This is a genomic window from Vibrio sp. ECSMB14106, assembly GCF_000972265.1.
Taxonomy (GTDB): Bacteria; Pseudomonadota; Gammaproteobacteria; order Enterobacterales; family Vibrionaceae; genus Vibrio; species Vibrio kanaloae.
Window position 1 is genome coordinate 1 of sequence record NZ_LAUM01000017.1, and the last position, 20,171, is coordinate 20,171.

A 20,171-nucleotide genomic window follows, 5' to 3' on the forward strand; every position below is an offset into this window, starting at 1 on the left:
GTCTCACCTTACCCGATTGGAGTGCTTATTATCCATACAAGCGTTTAAGACGGATTCCCAACGCTTGGCATTTTTAGTTTGCTTCAGCTTTAGTGTATACGGCACAATGCTTTAAGTGCAGTGGTCTGCGTTGCTCACCACTTAACGCGGCGTTATATGCTTAGAGGAAATAATGAAAACTTCAATAAAACAGTTGGTTGCAAGGCATAGAGGTGTAGATGAAGCTAGTAGCTTTTCTTCATTCGAGTTGAGTAGTCCACAACCTCTAATAGAATCAGCTAAAAAGTCCTGTCAATTGTACCTCCTTCAATGGGGGCTTGCGCACCGCTTAGTGCTGCATGGGCTCAGACGTTGAGAGATGATTATGGTATCCCTGCAATCGTGGTAGCGGGAGACTTAAAAATCTTGGGTAAGCGAATATTCAAGTGTAAGAAAAATCTCCCAGAAGCCGGTGCTAATGGACAAATTATCAATCAAAAGTGGGATGGTCACTGTTGGATTGAAATCGACGGATTTGTCGGGGACTTGTCCATTTTTCGTACCGCATATTCTCTTAGCCATCCTAGTGTGGTGTTGAAGAAATTCATTGAAAGTACATTTGGCAGCGGACGTGGCGCATTTTTAGCTCCTTATCAAGACATACCCAATGGGATGAAATATGAGGCTAAATATGTTTTAAATGATAGACAGCTTGCAGGTTTGCTAGGTGGTTTAAGTTACCAACTAGAAACGGGGCAACGCACTTAGTATCAAGTTTGAAGTGCGACACCTTCTATAGATGCGCATGAATATACTCCAGTGGTGTTCTATACCCAAGCCTTTTGCGTGGGCGCGTATTTAATTTCTCTGCAATTTCATTGCAGAGATTCTGTGTCACATGTGACATAGAGGTTCGCTTTGGTAAGTATTGTCGTATTAACCCGTTAGTGTTTTCATTGGTGCCTCTTTCCCATGAATGGTATGGGTTTGCAAAGTAAAACAAACAGTTATGGAACCTTTCTAGTTGTGCGTAGCCGTGAAATTCCGTACCGTTATCTGCTGTAATTGTCTTAAACGGTAAATCTGAACGGGTCATGATTTTACTCATTCTGACATTGAGTGATTCGCTTGTTCTATCGTCCATTTGACCTATAAAAGTGTAGCCAGTCATTCTATCGACCAAAGTGACAATGCAATGCTTGGTTCCACGCTCGACAACGGTATCAATTTCCCAGTGACCAGGCTCCTTTCTAAGCTCAGCTATCGCGGGTCTTTCGGTAATGTGACGTTTGTTCGCCAGCCGTCCTCGGCTGTCTTTTGAGTTGTATCTTTTGCGTCTTTGTTTAGTTGATTGTCGCAGGTGCTTCCATAGCGTTCCGCCGAGTATTTTGTCATTCCAAACGTGTTGATAAATGAGCTCGTGGCTCATGGTTGGATATCCTCTAACTTTTAGGTAACCGACGATTTGGTCAGGACTCCAGTCCAGTCGCAGCAAGGCTTCAGGCAGTTTGAAATCAAGTTCGTCATAGCGTTTATTTCTACGAGAACGACTCTGACGAGTGCGAGCCATTTGTTGCGCTCTCGATGCCTGATACGAGTACCTTTTAAAGTACCGGTTGTATCGAGAGTTACGCTCGATTTCTCGGTATATGGTTGCTTTGTGACGACCCGGTTGTTTGGCTATTTTAGCGGTACTAATTCCTTGCTTTCTGAGTGCAGAAATCATATACCTTTCATTCTCAGTGAGGTGCGTGTATTTCATGTTTTTTACTTCTTGGCGGGAGCAAACTTCATGATTATCGCACCTTACTGTTTTTATGTTCAGAGGTGTCGCACTTCGTACTTGAATCCAAGGAATATAACAATCAATTTAAGAGGGATTCCCAACGCTTGGCATTTTCACTATGCGTTGATTTATGCGTTATACGGTGGCTTTGTATTACGTTGCTCACTACTTAACAGGGCGTTAGTTGTTTCCAAGGACTAGAAGGAAAATATGGCAGTTTTAGAAATTCTGACTGCACCAGATCCAAGGCTCAAGCTTAAAGCGGAAAAGGTGCAAGATCTGTCGACGGTACAAACATTAATAGACGATATGTTGGAAACGTTATATGCGACTGACAATGGTATAGGTTTGGCGTCGACTCAAGTTGGTCATAAAGAGGCCGTTGTTATTATCGACCTTTCAGAAAGTCGAGATGCACCGTTAATTTTAGTTAACCCAGAAGTGGTTAGTGGCTCAGATAAAGCATTGGGTCAAGAAGGTTGTTTATCAGTTCCTGATTACTATGCAGACGTAGAGCGTTTTACCTCAGTTGTTGTGTCTGCTTTAGATCGCGAAGGTAAGCCAATTACCATAGAAAGCGATGATTTCTTAGCTATCGTAATGCAGCACGAAATAGATCATTTGTCGGGCAATTTGTTTATTGACTACCTTTCTCCACTTAAACGTCAAATGGCCATGAAAAAGGTTAAAAAGCACGCAAGGTTGATCTTGTATTCTTGAGTGTGTCATATCGTGCTGTTTTCTACTGAATTAGATGGTTTGTGAACAGGGGAGTTATGGGTAATTATTTAGATATTTGGTTCACGGTTACCGCCCTAGTTTTTATTGTCAGCTTACTTTCAGCAATGTTTGTTGGCGTTTGGCATAAGAATGGGAAAGCGTTAATACTATTAATCGGAGTCGCGTTCATTAGTATTGTTCTGTTTTTTTCTCAAAAATATCAAGTTTGTTGTTGTAAGTTTCTGATCCGCTTGCGTCTGCATGCCCCGTAACAATAAGGTCTAGCGATTTATTTTGCTTTAAAATATTGGCCGCCTCAGCGAGGTGTCCCATGTACTTAGGATTTACTTCGGTAGAGTTTTTCGCGAATTGATTGTCGACATTGAGTAGGTCATACAACTGCTCAATCACCGACAGTTGCATACGGAATTGGCTTTCATTCTTAGGAGGTTCACAACGAGCCTGTGAGGTCACATAATCAAGTTGGAGCTCAAGTTCATTAAGGCGTTTTCTTTGAATAACCAAATCGTTAGCAGCATCTAACAACAACCCACTTTGCAGTTCGCGTGCAATTCGGTTTTGCTTTTCGATGGCTTGAAGTACCGCAGCAGGAAAGCACCAACGAGCGCCTTCCTGAATTAAGGCATTTAGGTGCAGTTTTGCTAATTGCCAATCAAAGCGTAAGCCGTGTTCTGGGCCGAGTGGTTCGTCAGGCATGACTGGCGATAAATCTGAATTTTGATAGTTAATGGAATCATAACTTTCAGCCAATCCTCCCGTGCCTTGCTCCGGGTAGCTTGTACAACCAAGAACAAGAAAAGACAGAGAAAGGCTTATATAATTTTTCAGTATTTTCATGCCAACGTCCTTGGTTTTCTATTTTTATTATTATGTTTTGTTATTTCTAGCTTAGTGGATCTTCATGAATTAGTAGGATTTTTTGAGTTAACTGGGATCGCGTGGCCAATGCGAAGTAGCTGCATAATTTCAAGAGGTTGCCCTGAGACATTTTCTAAACGCATATTTCTTTCTCGCTCCGTAAGACGTTTGAACATATAAACAATGGCACCTACACCTGATGAATCAAGAAACTGAACTTGGCTAAAATCCACTTCGATTTCTTGATGCCCATAATTTGAAATAACATCATCAATATCGGCTTGCGCCTCGCGGCTACCTGCTGCGTCTAAGTTGCCAAAAATAGAAAGAGTCAGTGTTGTAGTGTCTAAGTCAATTTTACGTAATTCCATAATGCTATCTCCTTTAATGTATGACTTAACAAGAGCATGTAGCATGCCAAGTTTAATTTTATTGTTTTTCAATGAGTTACAATGTCTATTGTTTTTAATCTCATATTGATAGAGGTTGTTTCTCAATATGAGAATTAGAAATGAGCTAATTTTTGTGAGTTATAAGTCATTAATTTTATGAATGAAATTTAAAATTAAATAAGGTTGATGTCTGGATCGCATCTTATTCCAAAGTTTGTCTATCTGTGGAGTGGAACGCTTAGGATTGAAGGAGTTATTAATACGGAGCAGATAATGAGGCTAACCAAACTGGCTATAGCGACTTTATGGGCGTGTTCGCTTTCATCTCATTCATACAATTTACCGCCAGAAAATTTAATCTTGGCAAACACATACCAGCAAGGTATTGATGTTTCTGAATATTGGAAAAGTGAAAAGCTCGATGGGATTCGGGCGCTGTGGGATGGTAACCATCTCTATACTCGTAACGGAAACCAGATTTATGCACCAACGTGGTTCACTGAACAGCTACCAAAGGTCCGCCTTGAAGGGGAGTTATGGGCCGGTAGAGGCAAGTTCCATTTAGTGCAATCGACTGTTCTTGATCATACCCCTAGTGATACAGCATGGCGTGAAATAAAGTTCATGTTATTCGATATGCCGGGAGCGGCGGGAGATTACCAAAAACGCTACTATAATATCTTGCATTGGGTGAGTTTAATTGACGAGTCTCATGTTGGTTATATTGAACATGTCCCAATCCAAAATGAAAAGGCGTTATTTCATCAGTTAGACAATATCGATGAACGTAACGGGGAAGGTTTGATGCTCCGCAAGATCACAAGTCGTTATCAGGCAGGTCGAAGTAATGATCTTCTAAAACTGAAAAGACATCATGATGCGGAAGCAACAGTCATTGGTTACAAAAGTGGTACAGGAAAATACAAGGGGATGATGGGTTCAATTTTGGTCCATACGGAAGAGGGGGTTGAGTTCTATATCGGTAGTGGATTTAGCGATAAAATGAGACTGTCACCTCCTGAAATCGGCAGCAGGATTACCTTTCGTTATAATGGCTTTACGCAAAATGGAAAACCGAAGTTTGCCCGCTTCGTTCGAGAGAAGAGTGAATATTAGACCACATTCACTGAACTCATACAGTAAAAAATTGAGCTCTAGACTCTTATCGTAAGAAAGTCAGAGCTCTTTTTTATTTGTGGTATCGGTTCTATCAATTTAGCAATTGAGCATTTAACGAGAACTAAATTCTAACTGTACAACGTCATCTTGCTTGTGCATCCAGTGCAGGCGCATACCAAGCATCATTGCGGCTGAAGTGAGTCCGATAATGAAACCAATCCAGAAGCCGTGAGCCCCCATTGGTTCCACAAGCCAATCCGTCATCCCAAGAATATAACCCGTCGGTAGACCAAGTAACCAATACGCAATAAAGGTTATGTTAAAAATAGAACGCATGTCTTTATATCCACGTAATGCACCCGCCGCGATCACTTGAATCGCATCAGTGCATTGATATACCGCGGCAAAAATAAGAAGCTGCATGGCAATGGTGATCACTGCGGTGTTTTCTGTATACAGTAATGATACTTGTTCTCTAAACAACACCGTCAATGCTGCGGTCATAAAGGCGGTAACCAAACCAACAATAATCCCTACATGGGTAGCAATCTTAGCGCCTTCGGTATTATTCTCGCCCAGTTTATGTCCTACACGAATACTCACAGCAGCGCCGATACTCATTGGAATCATAAACACCAAAGTCGAGAAGTTAATGGCGACTTGATGCGCTGCAACCACTAATGAACCTAATGGAGCAACCAGAAGAGCAACCACCGCAAACAAGGTCACTTCAAAGAAAAGTGCCGCGGCTACAGGAAAACCTAGCTTAAATAAACGGATTTGTGCTTTTAACTCAGGTTTATGGAATTGACCAAAGATGTTGATCTTCGCGAGACGCTTCGAAGTGAGTATGTATGCAAATAGTAGAGCAAACATTATCCAATAAACGATAGCCGTTGCTACGCCACAACCAACACCACCCAGAGCAGGAGCTCCAAGCTTACCGTATACAAACATCCAGTTAAGCGGGATGTTTAGCAACAAACCAATAAAACCAATCACCATTGCCGGTTTGGTTAAAGACATACCGTCAGTAAAACTTCTTAAGGTTTGAAAAAGTAAGAAAGCAGGCACCGCAAACATTACCGCATGCATATAGCCAATGGTTTTTTGAGCCATCAAGGCTTCAATGTCCATTAGCTCAAGTATGGCTTGAGTTTGAAAAAGTACGCCAATGATCGGCAGTGATATCAACAACGCCAGCACCGCGCCTTGTTGAATCTCGTATGGAATTTTAACTTGACGACCTGAGCCATTAAGTTGAGCAACCACTGGGACTAATGCCATCAATAAGCCTACACCGAACAAGATCGAAGGAAGCCAAATACTCGCAGCTATTGATACTGCGGCCATGTCAATAGCACTCACGCCACCGGCCATCACAGTATCGACGAACCCCATTCCGGTTTGTGCTACGGATGCGATCAATACAGGGGTCGCAAGTTTGATTAGATTTGAGGCTTCTTCTTTGTAACGATGCACAAATTACTCCAAATTAGATTAGTAGTATGAGGGATAGACGTTCAGAATAAATCAGAGGCACTGATCATTAAGCTTCCATTGGACGAATCATAAAGAAATGTCACAATAACTGCTATTAAAAACTGATAGTAATACGCTAAATAGGAATTTTATGTTTACAGGTATCGTTCAAGGAATGGCAACATTGGTTGCTATAAATAAAAAAGAGTTGTTTCAGACTCATACCATTGAGCTAACAGATGAAATGATTGAAGGATTAGTGATTGGCGCTTCATTAGCTCATAACGGTTGTTGCTTGACTGTCACTGAAATTTCAGGAAACCAAGTTGCATTTGATTTAATGCAAGCAACGTTGAAGTTAACGAACCTTGGTCAATTGAATGTTGGAGATCAAGTAAATGTAGAGCGTGCGGCCAAGTTTGGCGATGAAATTGGTGGTCACAGTATGTCTGGGCATATTGCTCTAATGGCTAAACTTGTTGAAGTGATCAAAACTGAAAACAATCGTACACTATGGTTCGAATTGCCAGAAGCATCGATGAAATATGTACTTAGTAAAGGCTACATTGGTCTAGATGGGTGTTCATTGACTATTGGTGAAGTTGAAGATAATCGTTTTTCTGTGCATTTAATACCAGAAACATTAAACCGAACTCTATTTGGTGGTCGTAAAGTCGGGGACGATATAAACATTGAATTCGATCCTCAAACACAAGCCATTGTAGATACGGTTGAACGCGTACTAGCTAATCAGAAATAGCTCTGTTTACTTCAAAGTTTCGTTTATCCTCGGATTAGCCCGATACACTGCGATAAAGACACAATATAATTAAAAAAGAGCGCTTGATGTGCTCTTTTTCTCTCTCGTGTGGGGCATCAATACATGCTACTCAAAACACCTGCTCGTCATCAGCGTCAATGGATAGACTTATTTTTTCTCTTATCTCGTCGACCTGCATATCTAAGTGAATCGGATTGCAACATACAGGACAATCGTCATAAAACTCCTGTCTGCCGTTGGACGCATCAAGCGTTATATTGATGGCGTGCCCGCAGTGAGGGCAGGAGACATGTTTTTCGGTGTATTTATGCATGGCAAATTCTCCTCACTGTAACCAATAGCAACCCTAGTTAATTACTGTGATTAGCATTAAACGGCCTGAATCTTCTGAATACACGCTTCAGTTTGTGCCAAGTAATGACCGCCAAATTGATTGCAGTGGTTAAGAAGATGGTACAAGTTGTAAATGTCTTTCCGATCAGTATAGCCAACGTCGAGTGGATTGATGCTTTGGTAACCTTCATAAAACTCTTTTGGAAACCCTTCAAACAATTCGGTTAATGCCAAATCACATTCATGATCGCCCCAATAACAGGCTGGATCATAACAGATTGGACCAAAAGCTGTGTTCGCAACATTACCATACCAAAGATCACCATGAAGCAAAGAAGGGCGAGGGTTGTGGCCAGCGAGGCGCATATTAACAACATCGACGAGTTCATCAATATCACCGAATTTAATGCCTTTTTCTTTCAACAGTTGCAGTTGAAAACCAATGCGTTGTTCTGAGAAAAATCGGCCCCACTTCTTATGCCAAGGATTAGGCTGCAGTGTACTACCGATGTAATTGTCTTGATCGCAACCAAATTCTTTCTGTTCACCCCATTGATGAAGTCGAGCAAGTTGAACGCCGAAATCAAAGCTATTATTGCCGGTTTCTAGCGGCTTGGTTGGTAAGTAATTAAGAATGATGAATGAGCACTCTTTGGTTTTACCAATAAGTACGAGTTCGGGAACATAAACCGTGGAGGTCTCTCTCAACAAACGCAAGTTCTCGGCTTCAATTTCGAACTTTGGTAAAAATTCTCGCTGATTCACTTTCACAAAGTAACGCTCGTTACCATCACTTATCATATAGCAATCATTAATGTCGCCACCAGAGAGTTTGGTGCGTTCAGTAATCTGGAAGCTAAATAGAAGTGTATCTGAAAGCTGTTGAGAAATGGCTTGCCACATAGAAAACCCTCAGGGAATGTTTGTTTAATAGCAATAGTTTAGGATAAATCTGAGTAATTTATAGATGTACTCGTCAATGTTCTTGTTTCTTATTCATCTTATGTTGATTCATTTGGTTAATTTGTGAACTCGAACTATTTCAAGTTCATTGATAAATAAGAATAAATTGAAAATACGATGTCATAAATGGTTTGAGACGAGTCTCACAAACGGCACGTTTTGGATCGTAATAAACTGGAAAAGTCGACATGACTTGTTATTGTTTCAGCTTCATCTTAGGTAAAGCCTCTGAGTGATAGAATGTACTATCATTCAGTGGAAAGCCACGCTGCTGGAACACTCGTCTAACTCTTTGGAAGCATGTGACTGTCTATGTCATCCGTATATTGCTTGAAATTTAAGCTTAAAGACTCATTAGGAGCATTTTAATATGATTTTTAGTAATAAAGTGATGACAAACAACTTCATTTACATAGTATTAGGCAATTACGTATTAATCTGCTCTAGAGCTTAAAACGGAGATTTATTGTGGTTGTAGAAACCGATGGCTATTTGGCTTTGATCGAACACTTATCATTTAACTTAGATGTCTTTACGAATAGTAATGGCTATACAGGTAATGAAAGTGTTGAAGACATCATTACTGACATGATTTCAACTAACATCATGGCTATTTTCGAGCAAAATCCCGAGTTACATTCCAGCGTTCGTTTTCAGCTATTGAAAGAAGCTGATGCCGTAGTAGCTGATTTAGGTGAAGTGCTAGCCGGTGTGTGGGCCAAAAAAGCAACCAACGAGCAAATTGTATTTCTAGACGAATACATCGCTTTGGTGAAAAACCTATTTGATTCAGCCGTCGCTAAATACGATTAGATAGAACTGATATTATGATGCACGCTTACCTAGCATATTAGTGAGCGTGTAAGGTCGGGTATAAGCCTGCATTGGATCTGTTATAAACGCCTAAAGTGCCAAAATTTGGAAGCCCAATAAGGGTTATCCAACCTCGATATAATCACACCTTTCGATGTAGAAGCATGTAGAAATTGATTATTTCCGAGGTAGACACCTACGTGTCGCACAGTCATCGATGTCTTAAAAAACACCAAGTCGCCACTCGTTGCCTGTTCATACGCAATTTCTTTTCCCTTTTGACTTTGATCTTTTGTGGTTCTTGGTAGAGCTTGTTGGGTCGCATTTTGCACGGCAATCTGCACAAAAGCGGAGCAGTCTACACCTCTAAATGAGGTTCCACCGAAATGGTACGGCACGCCTTTCCACTGCTCATACACGCTCATGTAAGCATTTTTAGTCAATAGTTCTGACTTGGATAAAGGTTTCTGTGCGGTTTGACTAAGCTGAGAAGGAGACGGGGTCGAGCTACATGCAGCTAATGTTGCGAAAGTTATTGTAACTGCAAGCATTTTTCTGAATTTCATATGTAACTCTTCTGAAAAAAAAATGAAATAAAAACGTCATCAAGGACTTCTAGTATACAAGCTAACTTAAGGATATCTCTTTTCGTAGTCAAACTGGATTTCACATGCCCGACACAAATTTATCAATAAAACCCTCTCGTTATACATTCTCGCTCATCCAAACCGTCACTACCGTATTTATCTCCATTCTTTTACTCGTTAGTTTTTTGTCGATGGTCAGCATAACGGGAGTTGAACGGATTGGGGGTCACTTCAACGCGTTGTCCGAACGAGCACTACCATTAGCTCTTCATAATGCAGAACTGACACAAAACGTGTTAGAACAGGTGAAGCTCCTCACTTACAGTACTCAATCGAAAGATCTAAACACATTGAATACGACTCGCTCATCTATTGAACAACTCGTCGAGTCAAGTAACAAAGTGCTAGAGGAGCTCCTTTTTATCTCTCAATCTTTTCCTGAAGCGATTTCTGTTGAACAAAAGCAAAACCTAACTGAAGACATGGCGGCATTAAAGCTTATGACAAACAAGGTCTTGATGTCTCAAATTGAGATTCAAAATAAACAAATTCATATTGATGGCCAAGTCGGTGAGTTTCGCTATGGTGTAAATTCAATTGGACCTGAGATGAATCGTATTAGCTCTTTTCTTGTTCAGGAAAACCCCGCTGCACACGATGCCGCCAACCGCTTCACGGCGAGTGCTTCGTCAATGGCGAATACCTTCTTAATGCTGATGATGCAATCGGACTTAGACAAAGCTGAAAGTGAGTTTCGAGAGCTACGTAATCGCATGGCTGGGATCAATCTCGCTTATGACGATTTTTCAGAATGGCACCCTGATATCACTGAGTTTGCAAGTTTAACGGCCCCTTATGAGATGGTTCAGACTGGATTCCAAGACAATGGTGTCTTAAAACAAATCCTGCTAAAGCTTAAGTTAATCAAGCAACAAGAGGCCGACCTTGCTGAAGTGATAAAGCTTGCCAACAACGTAATAAGTACCTTAAATCAACTGTCTAATACTGCATCCATATTAATTGATGAAAGTGAATCTGTGGTCAATCAAACGATAGCGACCATTGATAGAGTGCTATTTATAAGTGGATTAGTGATCGCCGCTATTATTGCTACTTCATGGTTTGTGTTACGCCGTTGGGTCAATAAAGGGCTCAAAAACATCACTTGCCAACTAAGCTCCCTTGCTGAGCACGATTTTTCAAAGCAAAGCGAACTGGTTGGGCCAAGAGAGCTTCAAGTTATCGCTTCGAAGCTCAATAGCGTTGTAGACTCGACTGCCGATTCTGTACGATCGGTGACGCGTAACTGTGAAACGCTTTACCAAACAGCAGAAGTAAGCCACGACGCTGCAGAACAAACTAATTCTAGCTTGAACGCGCAAAACGAATCGCTGCAGAACATGATCACCACCATTACTGAACTGGAAGCGTCAATCGGTGAAATAGCACGTATCTCGAATGCATCGAACGACGACGCACAAGTCGCAGAAGACGAGTCAGTCAATGGTAGCCAAGTCGTTGGGCTTAACCAGCAACGTTTGCAAGCGTTAGAACAGTCACTAAGCATGAACGAAGAATCAATGGCCGACCTTGATGGCCGCGTGAAACAGATTCGTGAAATGGTCGATATGATCAGTGGCATTGCAGAAAACACCAACTTATTAGCACTGAATGCAGCGATTGAAGCAGCGCGAGCAGGCGAACAAGGCCGCGGTTTTGCTGTCGTTGCTGACGAAGTACGCAAATTGGCGAGTGGCACGTCTCAACAAACCACCAACATTCGCAATATGATGAATGAGCTGGTGGCTGCGGCTGACCGCTCTCGAACGTCTGTGACTGAATCTCGTAGCGAAATGGCCAATGCTCTGCAAACTAGTGAGGACGTGAAGCAAGCGTTTGAAAAAATAGACATTGCGGTTAGCCAGATAAAAGGACGTGTTGAGCAAATTATGGTGGCAACAGAACAACAAGCACGTGCAACGGTGGACGTGACACATTCAATCACGCGCGTTTCTGAACAAGGTGAAAATACCAAGCTTCAACTTGAATCAATGATTGAAAGTTCAGAACAAGTGGCCGAGATAGCGGGACATCAGCAGGAAATGCTTCACAAATACGTGCTGAAGTAAACCGGTGTACTGAATTTTCGTATAGCTGAAAACAATTTTATAGCCAGTAATAATATAGAAAACACCCTTAAATTCTAAGATGAACTTAAGGGCGTCTGTATTGGTCTTAACATAGGTTTGGTTTCAATGCATGTTTGAGTTTCAACGACTTCAATTCTATTTTTTCGTAGTCGGGAATCGAACGAAAGGCTGTCGCAGCATCAGATCTAAACGTTGTTCTTTACCATCTTGAATCTCTGGCACGCCAATCTGAACGTTCTCGTGACCAAGTTTTGGTTGGTCACGGTAAGTCTTAAACCATATATCCCAAACAGACAAAAAGAAACCAAAGTTCGAATGCGTTTCTTTAACAATGATAGAGTGATGTACTCGGTGCATATCTGGTGTGACAATCACTTTCCTCAGTCGTTGATCTACCCACAGTGGTAGACGTCCATTACTATGATTAAACATTGCACTGGCGTTAAGAACAATTTCAAAGATCACGACAGCAATAACTGGTACGCCAAGCGCGATCACTAAGCTGACTTTGATTAGCATTGAAAGAATCATTTCAATCGGATGAAAGCGAGTGCCAGTTGTGACATCAATATCTAGGTCTGCGTGATGAACTCGATGTAACTTCCATAGCCAAGGAATACGGTGAAACACCAAGTGTTGGAGGTAAATAGCACAATCCAACAGCAACACGCATATCAGAATGCTAAGTTCTTTAGGAAGTGACAGGGTATTGAATACTCCCCATTGATTATCTTGTGCGATAACCGCCGCTTGGAACGCAGCGATAGGGATTAGAGTGGCTAATAGAAAACTATTCAAAGTGACTAGCGCGAAGTTATTCCCCCAACGAAACCATTTGCTTTGAGTCAATGTTTTACGTGGGAAATGTTGTTCCCATAGAGCACACAATCCAAAAGCGACAATAAAACAAACAAGGCGAAGTAGCGATGGGTCCTGCATAAGAATTCCTTCTATCATTATCAAGCCACTGTAAGTACAATCGTGCCACTTTTCTAGTTCTATCTGTCGTTATTGTCCATGAGAATCCACGCTTTCCACCGTTTATACCAACACCGTTTATCTCTTTCTACCAAACCGTTTAATGCGCGCGGGTGCAAAGTAATACGATGTGAGTACTGCAAAATCAAACAAGACAGTTGTATCTGTGAACATCAACCAGACATAGATACGAACGTCGCGACCATGTTGATCTTGTCTGATAACGAAATCTTAAAGCCAAGCAACACAGGCCGTTTGATTGTGGATACCGTAAAAGACAGTCATGTTTACCTTTGGCATCGTACAGAGCCAAACACAGAGATGCTGGAAGTACTCAAAGACGACAAGTATCAGCCTGTGATTGTGTTCCCTGAAGACTACACCGATGACAAAACGCGAGTGGTTCAAGACTTACCACAAATGCGTGACCCAAATAAAAAGCTACTGCTAATTTTCATCGATGGTAGCTGGCGTGAAGCAAGACGTATCTTCAGACGTTCTGAGTACCTGCAAGATTTACCGGTGCTGTCGATTGAGCCTGAATCGGTTTCCCAATACATGATGCGTAAGTCAGACAACGATCAACATCTCTCTACTGCTGAAGTCGCTAGCTTAGTATTAAAACAAGCCGGTGAAGGAGAGGGCGCGAAGACTTTGCAGCTTTGGTTTGAAGCCTTTCGTGAAAGCTATATGTTGAGTAAGACTCGTTATAAGTCGGATCCGACCAAACCAAGTCTGAACGCTTTCATAGAGCACGGTAAAAATGAGAAGTCACTCTAACCTTTAACCACTTTGTGCTGACTTGTTGTTCAAACGGACTCGAACACGAGATAAGTTTGTTATCTATCACGGTTTGTAGGGGGAGTGTTATGGATAATGCTCCTTAGTTTTTTATTTACAAAAATTTGTTTGCCCGAATTTAGGGAAAAATTGGAGAGATTTCATGTATTACGGCTTCGATGTTGGCGGCACAAAAATTGAGTTTGGTGCGTTCAATGAAAAACTTGAGCGAGTAGCAACAGAGCGCGTACCAACGCCAACGGAAGATTATCAATTACTGCTTGAAACCATTGCTGATTTGGTAAAAAAGTACGATAACGAACTCTCTTGCGAAGGCAAAATTGGCCTTGGTCTTCCTGGCATGGAAAACGCAGATGACGGCACAATGCTGGTTGTTAACGTACCAGCTTCAACAGGTAAACCACTACGTAAAGATTTAGAAGTGCTGATCGGTCGTAGTGTAAAGATCGAGAATGACGCAAACTGTTTTGCGCTTTCAGAAGCGTGGGATGACGAGCTTAAAGATGAGCCATCAGTTGCTGGCCTGATTCTAGGTACTGGCTTCGGTGGCGGTTTAGTTTACGAAGGTAAAGTGTTCTCTGGCCGTAACCACGTTGCGGGTGAGCTCGGTCATATGCGCCTTCCTATTGATGCATGGTTTCACCTTGGCGACAACGCACCACTATTAGGCTGTGGTTGTGGTAAGAAAGGTTGTCTAGACAGCTACTTATCTGGTCGTGGCTTTGAGTTGATTTACGAGCACTACTTCGGTGAAAAGAAGAAAGCGATTGAGATCATCCAAGCGTACAACGAAGGTGAGGCGAAAGCGGCTAAGCACGTAGATCGCTTCATGGAGCTCTTGGCTATCTGTTTCGCGAACCTGTTTACCGGTCTTGACCCACACGTTGTTGCACTAGGCGGCGGTCTTTCAAACTTCGAGCTTATTTACGAAGAGATGCCAAAGCGCGTGCCTAAGTACCTGCTGTCTGTAGCGAAGTGTCCTAAGATCATCAAAGCGAAACACGGTGATTCAGGCGGCGTTCGTGGTGCTGCATTCCTTAACATCAAGTAAGATCTATTTGATGTAAGTTATTTAAAAGCACAAATAAAAATGCCGCAATCTCGAAAGAGGTTGCGGCATTTTTTATGGTTTGGTGTTTTCGTCTCTCTAACTCAAAACAAAAAAACTAGAAGTCAGAAGCTTAAGGCTTATTTCTTCTTTTTACCTACACCTAGGTTGTCTTTTTGCTTCAACGTAAGCTTAGTAAAGCCAAGCTTGCGGAAGTAGTTGTCCTGGTAGTTACGAACCGCTTTAGTATCGGAAATCAACTCAAGCTGTTGCTCAGTTTTAAGATACTCAGAGATGTCGATGCCTTCCGCTGCAGCAACCGCTTCTTGGATCGTGCGGTGTTCTTGTTTTGAAAACAGTAACTCTTTTTCTTCGTCTTTGTAAGTGTACAGAATGGTACGAGCCATAATGCGCTCCAATAGAATTTTTACTTTGGGCGCACTCTACATAAAAACCGTACGTCGCTCAAGGTAATGGTAAGAAATCTTAAGATTATCGTCTTAACGCTTATCGCTATCTGAGCTTTGAATTAAACGCGGCCCTGCAGAGGAATAATAGTCACTGTTTCGCCAACCTTCACCGTATCAACCGCTGGTGAGATTTCGATCAAGCAGTTTGCTTCACTCATTGAGCGCAGAATACCTGAACCTTGTTTGCCAGTCGTCTTCACTTCAAGCACACCAGATTCGTTCATAGAGAACACACCACGGCTGAACTCAGTACGACCTTGGCGAGAACGTAATTGCTCAGTCGCAACTGCGTTCGCTTTCACTGGCGTCCAGTTCGTTTGACCTTGAAGCTTGCGGATCGCTGGCTCTACAAAGTTAATGAACGACACCATCACAGCAACTGGATTACCCGGCAAGCCGAAGAAAGGTTTGTCTTCAATCTTACCGTAAGCAAGAGGACGCCCCGGACGCATGTTGATACGCCAGAAATTAATCTCACCCAGTTTATCTAATGCGAGTTTGATGTAGTCAGCATCACCAACAGACACGCCACCTGAAGTCAGAACCATGTCGGTCTCTAACGACGCAGCATGAAGTACATCCATCATCTTTTGTTCGTCATCTTCAATGATGCCGTAGTCAACAATGTCACAGCCTAGCTTTTGAAGCATGCCGATGATCGTGAAACGGTTCGAGTCGTAAACAGAGTTCGGCTTCTGCTCGCTACCCGGAGCTTGAACTTCATCACCTGTAGAGAATACGCCAACTTTCACTTTACTTAGAACAGGGCAGGTACCGAAACCTAATGATGCCATCATGCCCATTTCTGGCGCTTCGATTCGCGTGCCACGAGTAAAGACAGGTTGGCCGATTTCAAGGTCTTCACCCGCCATACGGACATTTTGTCCTACTGAGATTTTAGCGTCTGGGAAGCTAACTGTGTCGCCTTCTTGAACGGCTTGCTCACGCATCACAACCACATCTACACCTTCAGGCATTGGCGCACCAGTCATGATCTTAACCGCTTCACCTTGTTGAACCGTTTTGTCGTAGCTGTGACCAGCCATGACTTCAGCAACCAGTTGGTAACTATCCAGTTCTAAATCTTCGCCACGAATGGCGTAGCCATCCATTGCAGAGTTTGTGTTCTGAGGCACGTTGATTGGCGAGATAACATCTTCAGCCAATACACGACCATAACCTTGCTCTAACGCAACAGATTCAATCAGCTCAAGTGCATCAATGCTATCGACAATCTTTTGCTGACCTTGCGTAACGCTTAAGCCAGCAGGAGAAAATGAATCACAACACACAACAGGTGAATCGTCTTTTGAAGATGAACACGACACTGTTCTGCTTGTTGTCGATGAAGGGGCGAACGACTGAGCATAGTCGATGATGAAATCACGAATCGCTTCTAAGTCGCTGATCGTCATTTGTGGCAGGTCAGACTCAACTTTGCTGTCTGCAGCAATCGCAATGATGTTGTCATCGTTTGGATAAAGCCAAGGTTTGCCAACTTCGTCACGGTGAAGCTCAATCTTAGGAAAGGCGATGTTCTTACAGCCTTCAACCAGAATCAAGTCCAACGTGTTGGTATCAAAACGTGTAAGCAGATAATCAAAGTCGGCTTCGGCTTTTGGCGTTTCTGTCATCATCACGTGACGGTTACGCGAAGCGATCAGCATTTGATTCGCGCCCGCTTTACGTAGGCGGTAGCTGTCTTTACCCGGCTTATCGACATCGAAATCGTGGTGAGCGTGTTTAAGAACACCCACTTTCAAACCTGCGTTGGTAAGTAAAGGTAGTAACGCTTCAAGTACGGTAGTTTTACCTGTGCCGCTGTAGGCAGCGAAACCTAACAAAGGTAGGTTAGGGCGTTGTTTTGAATCTTTCATTATTGAAGCGTTCCAAATTGGGTGAGTTCTTCTGGCGTATTGAGATTAACAAAACAGTTAGGCGCGTCGCTAAAATCGACGTACTCCGTCACACACTCTTTATATAACAAGATGATCTTGCGGTCGCCACGCTCTAAAAACGCTTCTAACTTTGGAAGAACACGTTTGTGAAATAGGGTAAACACAGGCTGTTTATATTCACCATCGTGAGCCACTAGAATGTCGCTGTCTTCCTTTACCGCAGCGCAAAAACGCTCGACAAGGTCGTCACTGATTTGCGGGCTGTCACAAGGAACAAAGCCCACCCAGTCTGTGGCCGCGTTTTTAAGGCCAGCGTGAATGCCACCCAAAGGACCTGGATAATCAGGGAATGAATCGGAAACAACCGGAGCGAATGCTTGGTAACTGTCTAAGTTACGGTTGGCATTGATGGTGATGCTGACATCTTGTTGTGACAGCTTGTCTATAACGTATTGAATAAGCGGGGAACCGTTGAGCTCAACAAGTCCTTTGTCTTTTCCGCCCATACGGCTGGCTTGTCCGCCAGCCAAAATAACCCAACTAGTTTGCGTTGGAAGCAGCATAAATATTCTCTTGTGCTTTGTTCTTTTTAATAACTTGCAGAAGCGGTAATTCTGTCAAAGTGTTGTCTTTGATCCACCACTGCTTCTTACATAAATCGGTTAACGCGTTAGTTTGGTGGCTCGTGATGACTAAACTCGCGCCTCTCTGAAGAAGATCTTCGGCCATAATCACCAATCTTTCAATAGACTCTTTGTCTAAAGAAGCACTTGGTTCATCCATCAGCAAGATTGAAGGCTTGAGAATCCAAGCTCGTGCCATTGCTACGCGTTGACGCTCGCCACCAGACAACACGGAAATGTGCTCGTCTGCTAGGGTTTCTAAACCTACCATCCTTAGAGCGTTAATTATTTGAGCTCGCTTATCTTTTTGGCTCTCTTTGTTAAAGCGAACGCCATAAGCGACATTTTGGTACACCGAGCCATCAAATAGGTAAGGGGTTTGATGGAGATAGATGATGTCTTTAAATTTTAGTTTGGGAAACAGGTTATGTTGCCAACTTTGTGTCGGGCATTGAATACGGCCAGAGCTTGGTTTGAGCAAGCCTGACAATATTTTAAGTAGGGTCGTTTTGCCAACACCGTTGTCACCTTTAAGATAAATAGCATCGTTTGGGCCGATAGACAGTTCAGGAATATGAAACAAAACACGCTCTTTATAGCGCATTGAAATTTGCTGCGTTGTTATTTTTATACTCATGACAGCGTTCCTATGTTCTTAAATAGCCTTTTCCTCTCACACTGGAAAGGAAAAAGTTAAGGGCTAATGCCAATGCCAATAAAACCATGCCTAGCGCGACACCTTGTGCGAATGCGCCTTTGTGACTTTCCATAGCAATAGCCGTTGGGATATTTCGTGTCATTCCCATAATGTTGCCGCCGACCATCATCGAACAGCCGACTTCGGTTACGATGCGAGAAAAGGCTGCAATGGTCGCTGCCAACAAAGGAAATCGTGTTTCCCAAATTAAAGTACACGCGACTCGAGTGGTTGAAACTCCAAGGGTACGTGCCGTTTCTACTGCTCGGCGATCACTGGCTTGAAGCGCGCCGTGCATCATAGCAACCAGAATAGGGAAGCAGATCAGCATCTGACCCAGAATCATCGCCTTTTGCGTGAACAACAATTGCCAGTCACCTAAAGGACCTGAACGAGAGAGCATCATGTACATCAACAAGCCAATCACTACAGTCGGTATCGCTTGTAAGGTGTTGATCACCGAAAGCAGTGCCCATTTACCGGGGAATTCGGTGTAAGCCAATAAGAAAGCCATAAGGATTGCAGGAACAATCACCAGAGAAATGGCAGACAAAGACACGCTGAAGGATACCGCTACGATTTTCCACAGTTCATGGTCAAAACTCACCAGTAGATTCATTGCGTCAAGCGTTGTTTGCCATAAGGTCATGAAGTATCTCGTTTAAATCGACAGTAAGTCTTAAAAGGTAATGCTGATATTTAGGTCATAGCTGACACGGAATTCGTTAAACAGGGTGAGTCAGCTATTCATTTTTTGCGAGCTCAATATTCACCCTGTAAGAGTAGTGCAATGACGACTATTCAGCGCTAGCAACAAACAACTGCTTGCCGTGTAGCTTGAAGTCGTTAATCAGTTTCTGACCTTTAGGGTTCACCAACCAATCACTGAATACTTTCGCCGCTTGGTAGTTGATGCTTGGGTAGCGCTCAGGGTTAACAAGAATCACTTGATAAGGGTTAAATAGGTTCTTGTCGCCTTGGAACAATACTTTTAAGTCAAGCTTGTTTTGATAAGCCAACCATGTACCACGGTCTGTCATGGTGTAGCCTTGCATTTCAGACGCCATGTTCAGAGTAGGACCCATGCCTTGACCAACACTGCGGTAGCCGCCAAAGTTTGGTTCCATTTTGGTCTGTGCCCAAATGCCCATCTCTTTCTTGTGCGTACCTGAATCGTCACCACGAGACACAAACGTCACATTGTTGGTTGCAATCGCTTTGAACACATCAGCTACTGCTTTTTGAGATTCAATTTTTGCCGGATCGCTTTGAGGGCCAACAATCACAAAGTCGTTGTACATCAGTTTACGAGGTAAAACGCCATAGCCTTGTTCAACAAAGTTTGCTTCAGCCTTTGGTGCGTGAGTCATCACCAAATCCACATCGCCATTTTCACCCATGCGAAGAGATTTACCCGTCCCCGCCGCTAGAACATCGACTTTAATACCAGAATCTTTTTCGAATTCAGGTAATAAGTAGTCTAGTAGGCCAGAGTGATATGTGCTTGTTGTTGTCGCAAGTTTGATATGCGTGGTGTCTTCTGCGCTGCTAGCTGAGTAACTGACGATAGATAGAGCGGCAATCGTTAAGGGAATTGCTTTCATTATTATCATGTCCATTCTGTTATAAATGAATGACACGCTTTCTTTTAAAGAACTCAAAGAAGAGCATG

The 20,171-nt window shown here is 42.7% G+C and carries 21 protein-coding genes and 1 pseudogene; 8 read left to right on the top strand and 14 right to left on the bottom strand.

Going from position 1 to position 20,171, the window contains the following annotated elements; all coding sequences use genetic code 11:
- The first annotated feature begins 351 nt into the window (after nt 1-351).
- A complete protein-coding gene (locus WR49_RS12810) occupies nt 352-747 on the top strand; it encodes a hypothetical protein (protein ID WP_156155673.1) in 396 nt (131 codons plus the stop codon).
- Between the two features lie 25 nt (nt 748-772).
- Here the strand turns inward: WR49_RS12810 and WR49_RS12815 are convergent, their stop codons facing one another.
- A complete protein-coding gene (locus tag WR49_RS12815) occupies nt 773-1,741 on the bottom strand; it encodes an IS30 family transposase (protein WP_082082775.1) in 969 nt (322 codons plus the stop codon).
- Nucleotides 1,742-1,975: 234 nt separating this feature from the next.
- On the opposite strand from WR49_RS12815, the gene def reads away from it, so the two are divergent.
- Complete coding sequence (gene def / locus WR49_RS12820) at nt 1,976-2,485, top strand: peptide deformylase (RefSeq protein ID WP_046224274.1); 510 nt, start codon at nt 1,976-1,978, stop codon at nt 2,483-2,485.
- Between the two features lie 192 nt (nt 2,486-2,677).
- On the opposite strand, the pseudogene WR49_RS12825 reads toward def, so the two are convergent.
- A pseudogene (locus WR49_RS12825) lies at nt 2,678-3,343 on the bottom strand (OmpA family protein); the annotation flags it as partial.
- 62 nt (nt 3,344-3,405) lie between these two features.
- Nucleotides 3,406-3,735 carry an STAS domain-containing protein gene (locus WR49_RS12830; protein ID WP_017057299.1) on the bottom strand — a complete coding sequence of 110 codons (330 nt, stop codon included), beginning with the start codon at nt 3,733-3,735 and terminating at the stop codon, nt 3,406-3,408.
- A 294-nt stretch (nt 3,736-4,029) separates the two neighbouring features.
- Between WR49_RS12830 and WR49_RS12835 the strand changes: the two genes are divergently transcribed.
- Nucleotides 4,030-4,872 (top strand): DNA ligase, encoded by an 843-nt coding sequence (locus WR49_RS12835; RefSeq protein WP_029627123.1) that lies wholly within the window; start codon nt 4,030-4,032, stop codon nt 4,870-4,872.
- Nucleotides 4,873-4,986: 114 nt separating this feature from the next.
- On the opposite strand, the gene WR49_RS12840 is transcribed toward WR49_RS12835, so the two are convergent.
- Entirely contained in the window at nt 4,987-6,357 is a 1,371-nt protein-coding gene (locus WR49_RS12840) for an MATE family efflux transporter (protein ID WP_046224275.1), read from the bottom strand.
- Nucleotides 6,358-6,508: 151 nt separating this feature from the next.
- On the opposite strand from WR49_RS12840, the gene WR49_RS12845 reads away from it, so the two are divergent.
- A complete protein-coding gene (locus tag WR49_RS12845; RefSeq protein WP_017057296.1) occupies nt 6,509-7,117 on the top strand; it encodes a riboflavin synthase in 609 nt (202 codons plus the stop codon).
- A gap of 130 nt (nt 7,118-7,247) precedes the next feature.
- On the opposite strand, the gene WR49_RS12850 is transcribed toward WR49_RS12845, so the two are convergent.
- Entirely contained in the window at nt 7,248-7,451 is a 204-nt protein-coding gene (locus tag WR49_RS12850; protein ID WP_046224276.1) for a CPXCG motif-containing cysteine-rich protein, read from the bottom strand.
- Nucleotides 7,452-7,507: 56 nt separating this feature from the next.
- Nucleotides 7,508-8,374: a fructosamine kinase family protein gene (locus tag WR49_RS12855; RefSeq protein ID WP_017057294.1), complete on the bottom strand. Its 867-nt coding sequence runs from the start codon at nt 8,372-8,374 to the stop codon at nt 7,508-7,510.
- 528 nt (nt 8,375-8,902) lie between these two features.
- On the opposite strand from WR49_RS12855, the gene WR49_RS12860 reads away from it, so the two are divergent.
- Entirely contained in the window at nt 8,903-9,247 is a 345-nt protein-coding gene (locus WR49_RS12860; protein WP_046224277.1) for a DUF3802 family protein, read from the top strand.
- A gap of 80 nt (nt 9,248-9,327) precedes the next feature.
- Here WR49_RS12860 and WR49_RS12865 read toward each other — a convergent pair whose 3' ends face one another.
- Nucleotides 9,328-9,813: a C40 family peptidase gene (locus WR49_RS12865; protein ID WP_046224278.1), complete on the bottom strand. Its 486-nt coding sequence runs from the start codon at nt 9,811-9,813 to the stop codon at nt 9,328-9,330.
- Nucleotides 9,814-9,917: 104 nt separating this feature from the next.
- Here WR49_RS12865 and WR49_RS12870 point away from each other — a divergent pair, with 104 nt between their 5' ends.
- Nucleotides 9,918-11,963: a methyl-accepting chemotaxis protein gene (locus tag WR49_RS12870; protein ID WP_046224279.1), complete on the top strand. Its 2,046-nt coding sequence runs from the start codon at nt 9,918-9,920 to the stop codon at nt 11,961-11,963.
- A 156-nt stretch (nt 11,964-12,119) separates the two neighbouring features.
- Here WR49_RS12870 and WR49_RS12875 read toward each other — a convergent pair whose 3' ends face one another.
- Nucleotides 12,120-12,923, bottom strand: a complete 804-nt coding sequence (locus WR49_RS12875) for a sterol desaturase family protein (protein ID WP_046224280.1) — start codon at nt 12,921-12,923, stop codon at nt 12,120-12,122.
- Nucleotides 12,924-12,995: 72 nt separating this feature from the next.
- Here WR49_RS12875 and WR49_RS12880 point away from each other — a divergent pair, with 72 nt between their 5' ends.
- Together WR49_RS12880 and nagK are read left to right on the top strand one after the other, a co-directional pair.
- The gene (locus tag WR49_RS12880; RefSeq protein WP_082082777.1) at nt 12,996-13,742 is read left to right on the top strand and encodes a tRNA-uridine aminocarboxypropyltransferase; all 747 of its coding nucleotides are present in this window, start codon (nt 12,996-12,998) and stop codon (nt 13,740-13,742) included.
- Nucleotides 13,743-13,905: 163 nt separating this feature from the next.
- Entirely contained in the window at nt 13,906-14,814 is a 909-nt protein-coding gene (gene nagK / locus WR49_RS12885) for an N-acetylglucosamine kinase (RefSeq protein WP_046224282.1), read from the top strand.
- A 137-nt stretch (nt 14,815-14,951) separates the two neighbouring features.
- On the opposite strand, the gene WR49_RS12890 is transcribed toward nagK, so the two are convergent.
- From WR49_RS12890 to WR49_RS12915, 6 genes are all read right to left on the bottom strand, one after another.
- Nucleotides 14,952-15,218: a DUF2960 family protein gene (locus WR49_RS12890; protein WP_017057287.1), complete on the bottom strand. Its 267-nt coding sequence runs from the start codon at nt 15,216-15,218 to the stop codon at nt 14,952-14,954.
- A gap of 122 nt (nt 15,219-15,340) precedes the next feature.
- Complete coding sequence (locus WR49_RS12895; RefSeq protein WP_046224283.1) at nt 15,341-17,158, bottom strand: bifunctional molybdopterin-guanine dinucleotide biosynthesis adaptor protein MobB/molybdopterin molybdotransferase MoeA; 1,818 nt, start codon at nt 17,156-17,158, stop codon at nt 15,341-15,343.
- A complete protein-coding gene (mobA, locus tag WR49_RS12900; protein WP_046224284.1) occupies nt 17,158-17,742 on the bottom strand; it encodes a molybdenum cofactor guanylyltransferase MobA in 585 nt (194 codons plus the stop codon). Before mobA ends, WR49_RS12895 begins: the two co-directional genes overlap by 1 nt.
- On the bottom strand, nt 17,720-18,439 hold the full coding sequence (locus tag WR49_RS12905; RefSeq protein WP_046224285.1) for an energy-coupling factor ABC transporter ATP-binding protein: 720 nt from the start codon (nt 18,437-18,439) through the stop codon (nt 17,720-17,722). Before WR49_RS12905 ends, mobA begins: the two co-directional genes overlap by 23 nt.
- 10 nt (nt 18,440-18,449) lie before the next feature.
- Nucleotides 18,450-19,148, bottom strand: coding sequence for an ABC transporter permease (locus WR49_RS12910; RefSeq protein ID WP_046224286.1), 699 nt, complete (start codon nt 19,146-19,148; stop codon nt 18,450-18,452).
- 148 nt (nt 19,149-19,296) lie between these two features.
- Entirely contained in the window at nt 19,297-20,103 is an 807-nt protein-coding gene (locus WR49_RS12915; RefSeq protein WP_046224287.1) for a substrate-binding domain-containing protein, read from the bottom strand.
- Nucleotides 20,104-20,171 lie beyond the last annotated feature (68 nt).

Coding starts and splice junctions, on each gene's coding strand:
- WR49_RS12815 (WP_082082775.1), bottom strand. CDS start 1,741: ATGAAATACACGCACCTCACTGAGAATGAAAGGTATATGATTTCTGCA.
- def (WP_046224274.1), top strand. CDS start 1,976: ATGGCAGTTTTAGAAATTCTGACTGCACCAGATCCAAGGCTCAAGCTT.
- WR49_RS12830 (WP_017057299.1), bottom strand. CDS start 3,735: ATGGAATTACGTAAAATTGACTTAGACACTACAACACTGACTCTTTCT.
- WR49_RS12835 (WP_029627123.1), top strand. CDS start 4,030: ATGAGGCTAACCAAACTGGCTATAGCGACTTTATGGGCGTGTTCGCTT.
- WR49_RS12845 (WP_017057296.1), top strand. CDS start 6,509: ATGTTTACAGGTATCGTTCAAGGAATGGCAACATTGGTTGCTATAAAT.
- WR49_RS12850 (WP_046224276.1), bottom strand. CDS start 7,451: ATGCATAAATACACCGAAAAACATGTCTCCTGCCCTCACTGCGGGCAC.
- WR49_RS12855 (WP_017057294.1), bottom strand. CDS start 8,374: ATGTGGCAAGCCATTTCTCAACAGCTTTCAGATACACTTCTATTTAGC.
- WR49_RS12865 (WP_046224278.1), bottom strand. CDS start 9,813: ATGAAATTCAGAAAAATGCTTGCAGTTACAATAACTTTCGCAACATTA.
- WR49_RS12870 (WP_046224279.1), top strand. CDS start 9,918: ATGCCCGACACAAATTTATCAATAAAACCCTCTCGTTATACATTCTCG.
- WR49_RS12875 (WP_046224280.1), bottom strand. CDS start 12,923: ATGCAGGACCCATCGCTACTTCGCCTTGTTTGTTTTATTGTCGCTTTT.
- nagK (WP_046224282.1), top strand. CDS start 13,906: ATGTATTACGGCTTCGATGTTGGCGGCACAAAAATTGAGTTTGGTGCG.
- WR49_RS12890 (WP_017057287.1), bottom strand. CDS start 15,218: ATGGCTCGTACCATTCTGTACACTTACAAAGACGAAGAAAAAGAGTTA.
- WR49_RS12895 (WP_046224283.1), bottom strand. CDS start 17,158: ATGAAAGATTCAAAACAACGCCCTAACCTACCTTTGTTAGGTTTCGCT.
- mobA (WP_046224284.1), bottom strand. CDS start 17,742: ATGCTGCTTCCAACGCAAACTAGTTGGGTTATTTTGGCTGGCGGACAA.
- WR49_RS12905 (WP_046224285.1), bottom strand. CDS start 18,439: ATGAGTATAAAAATAACAACGCAGCAAATTTCAATGCGCTATAAAGAG.
- WR49_RS12910 (WP_046224286.1), bottom strand. CDS start 19,148: ATGACCTTATGGCAAACAACGCTTGACGCAATGAATCTACTGGTGAGT.
- WR49_RS12915 (WP_046224287.1), bottom strand. CDS start 20,103: ATGAAAGCAATTCCCTTAACGATTGCCGCTCTATCTATCGTCAGTTAC.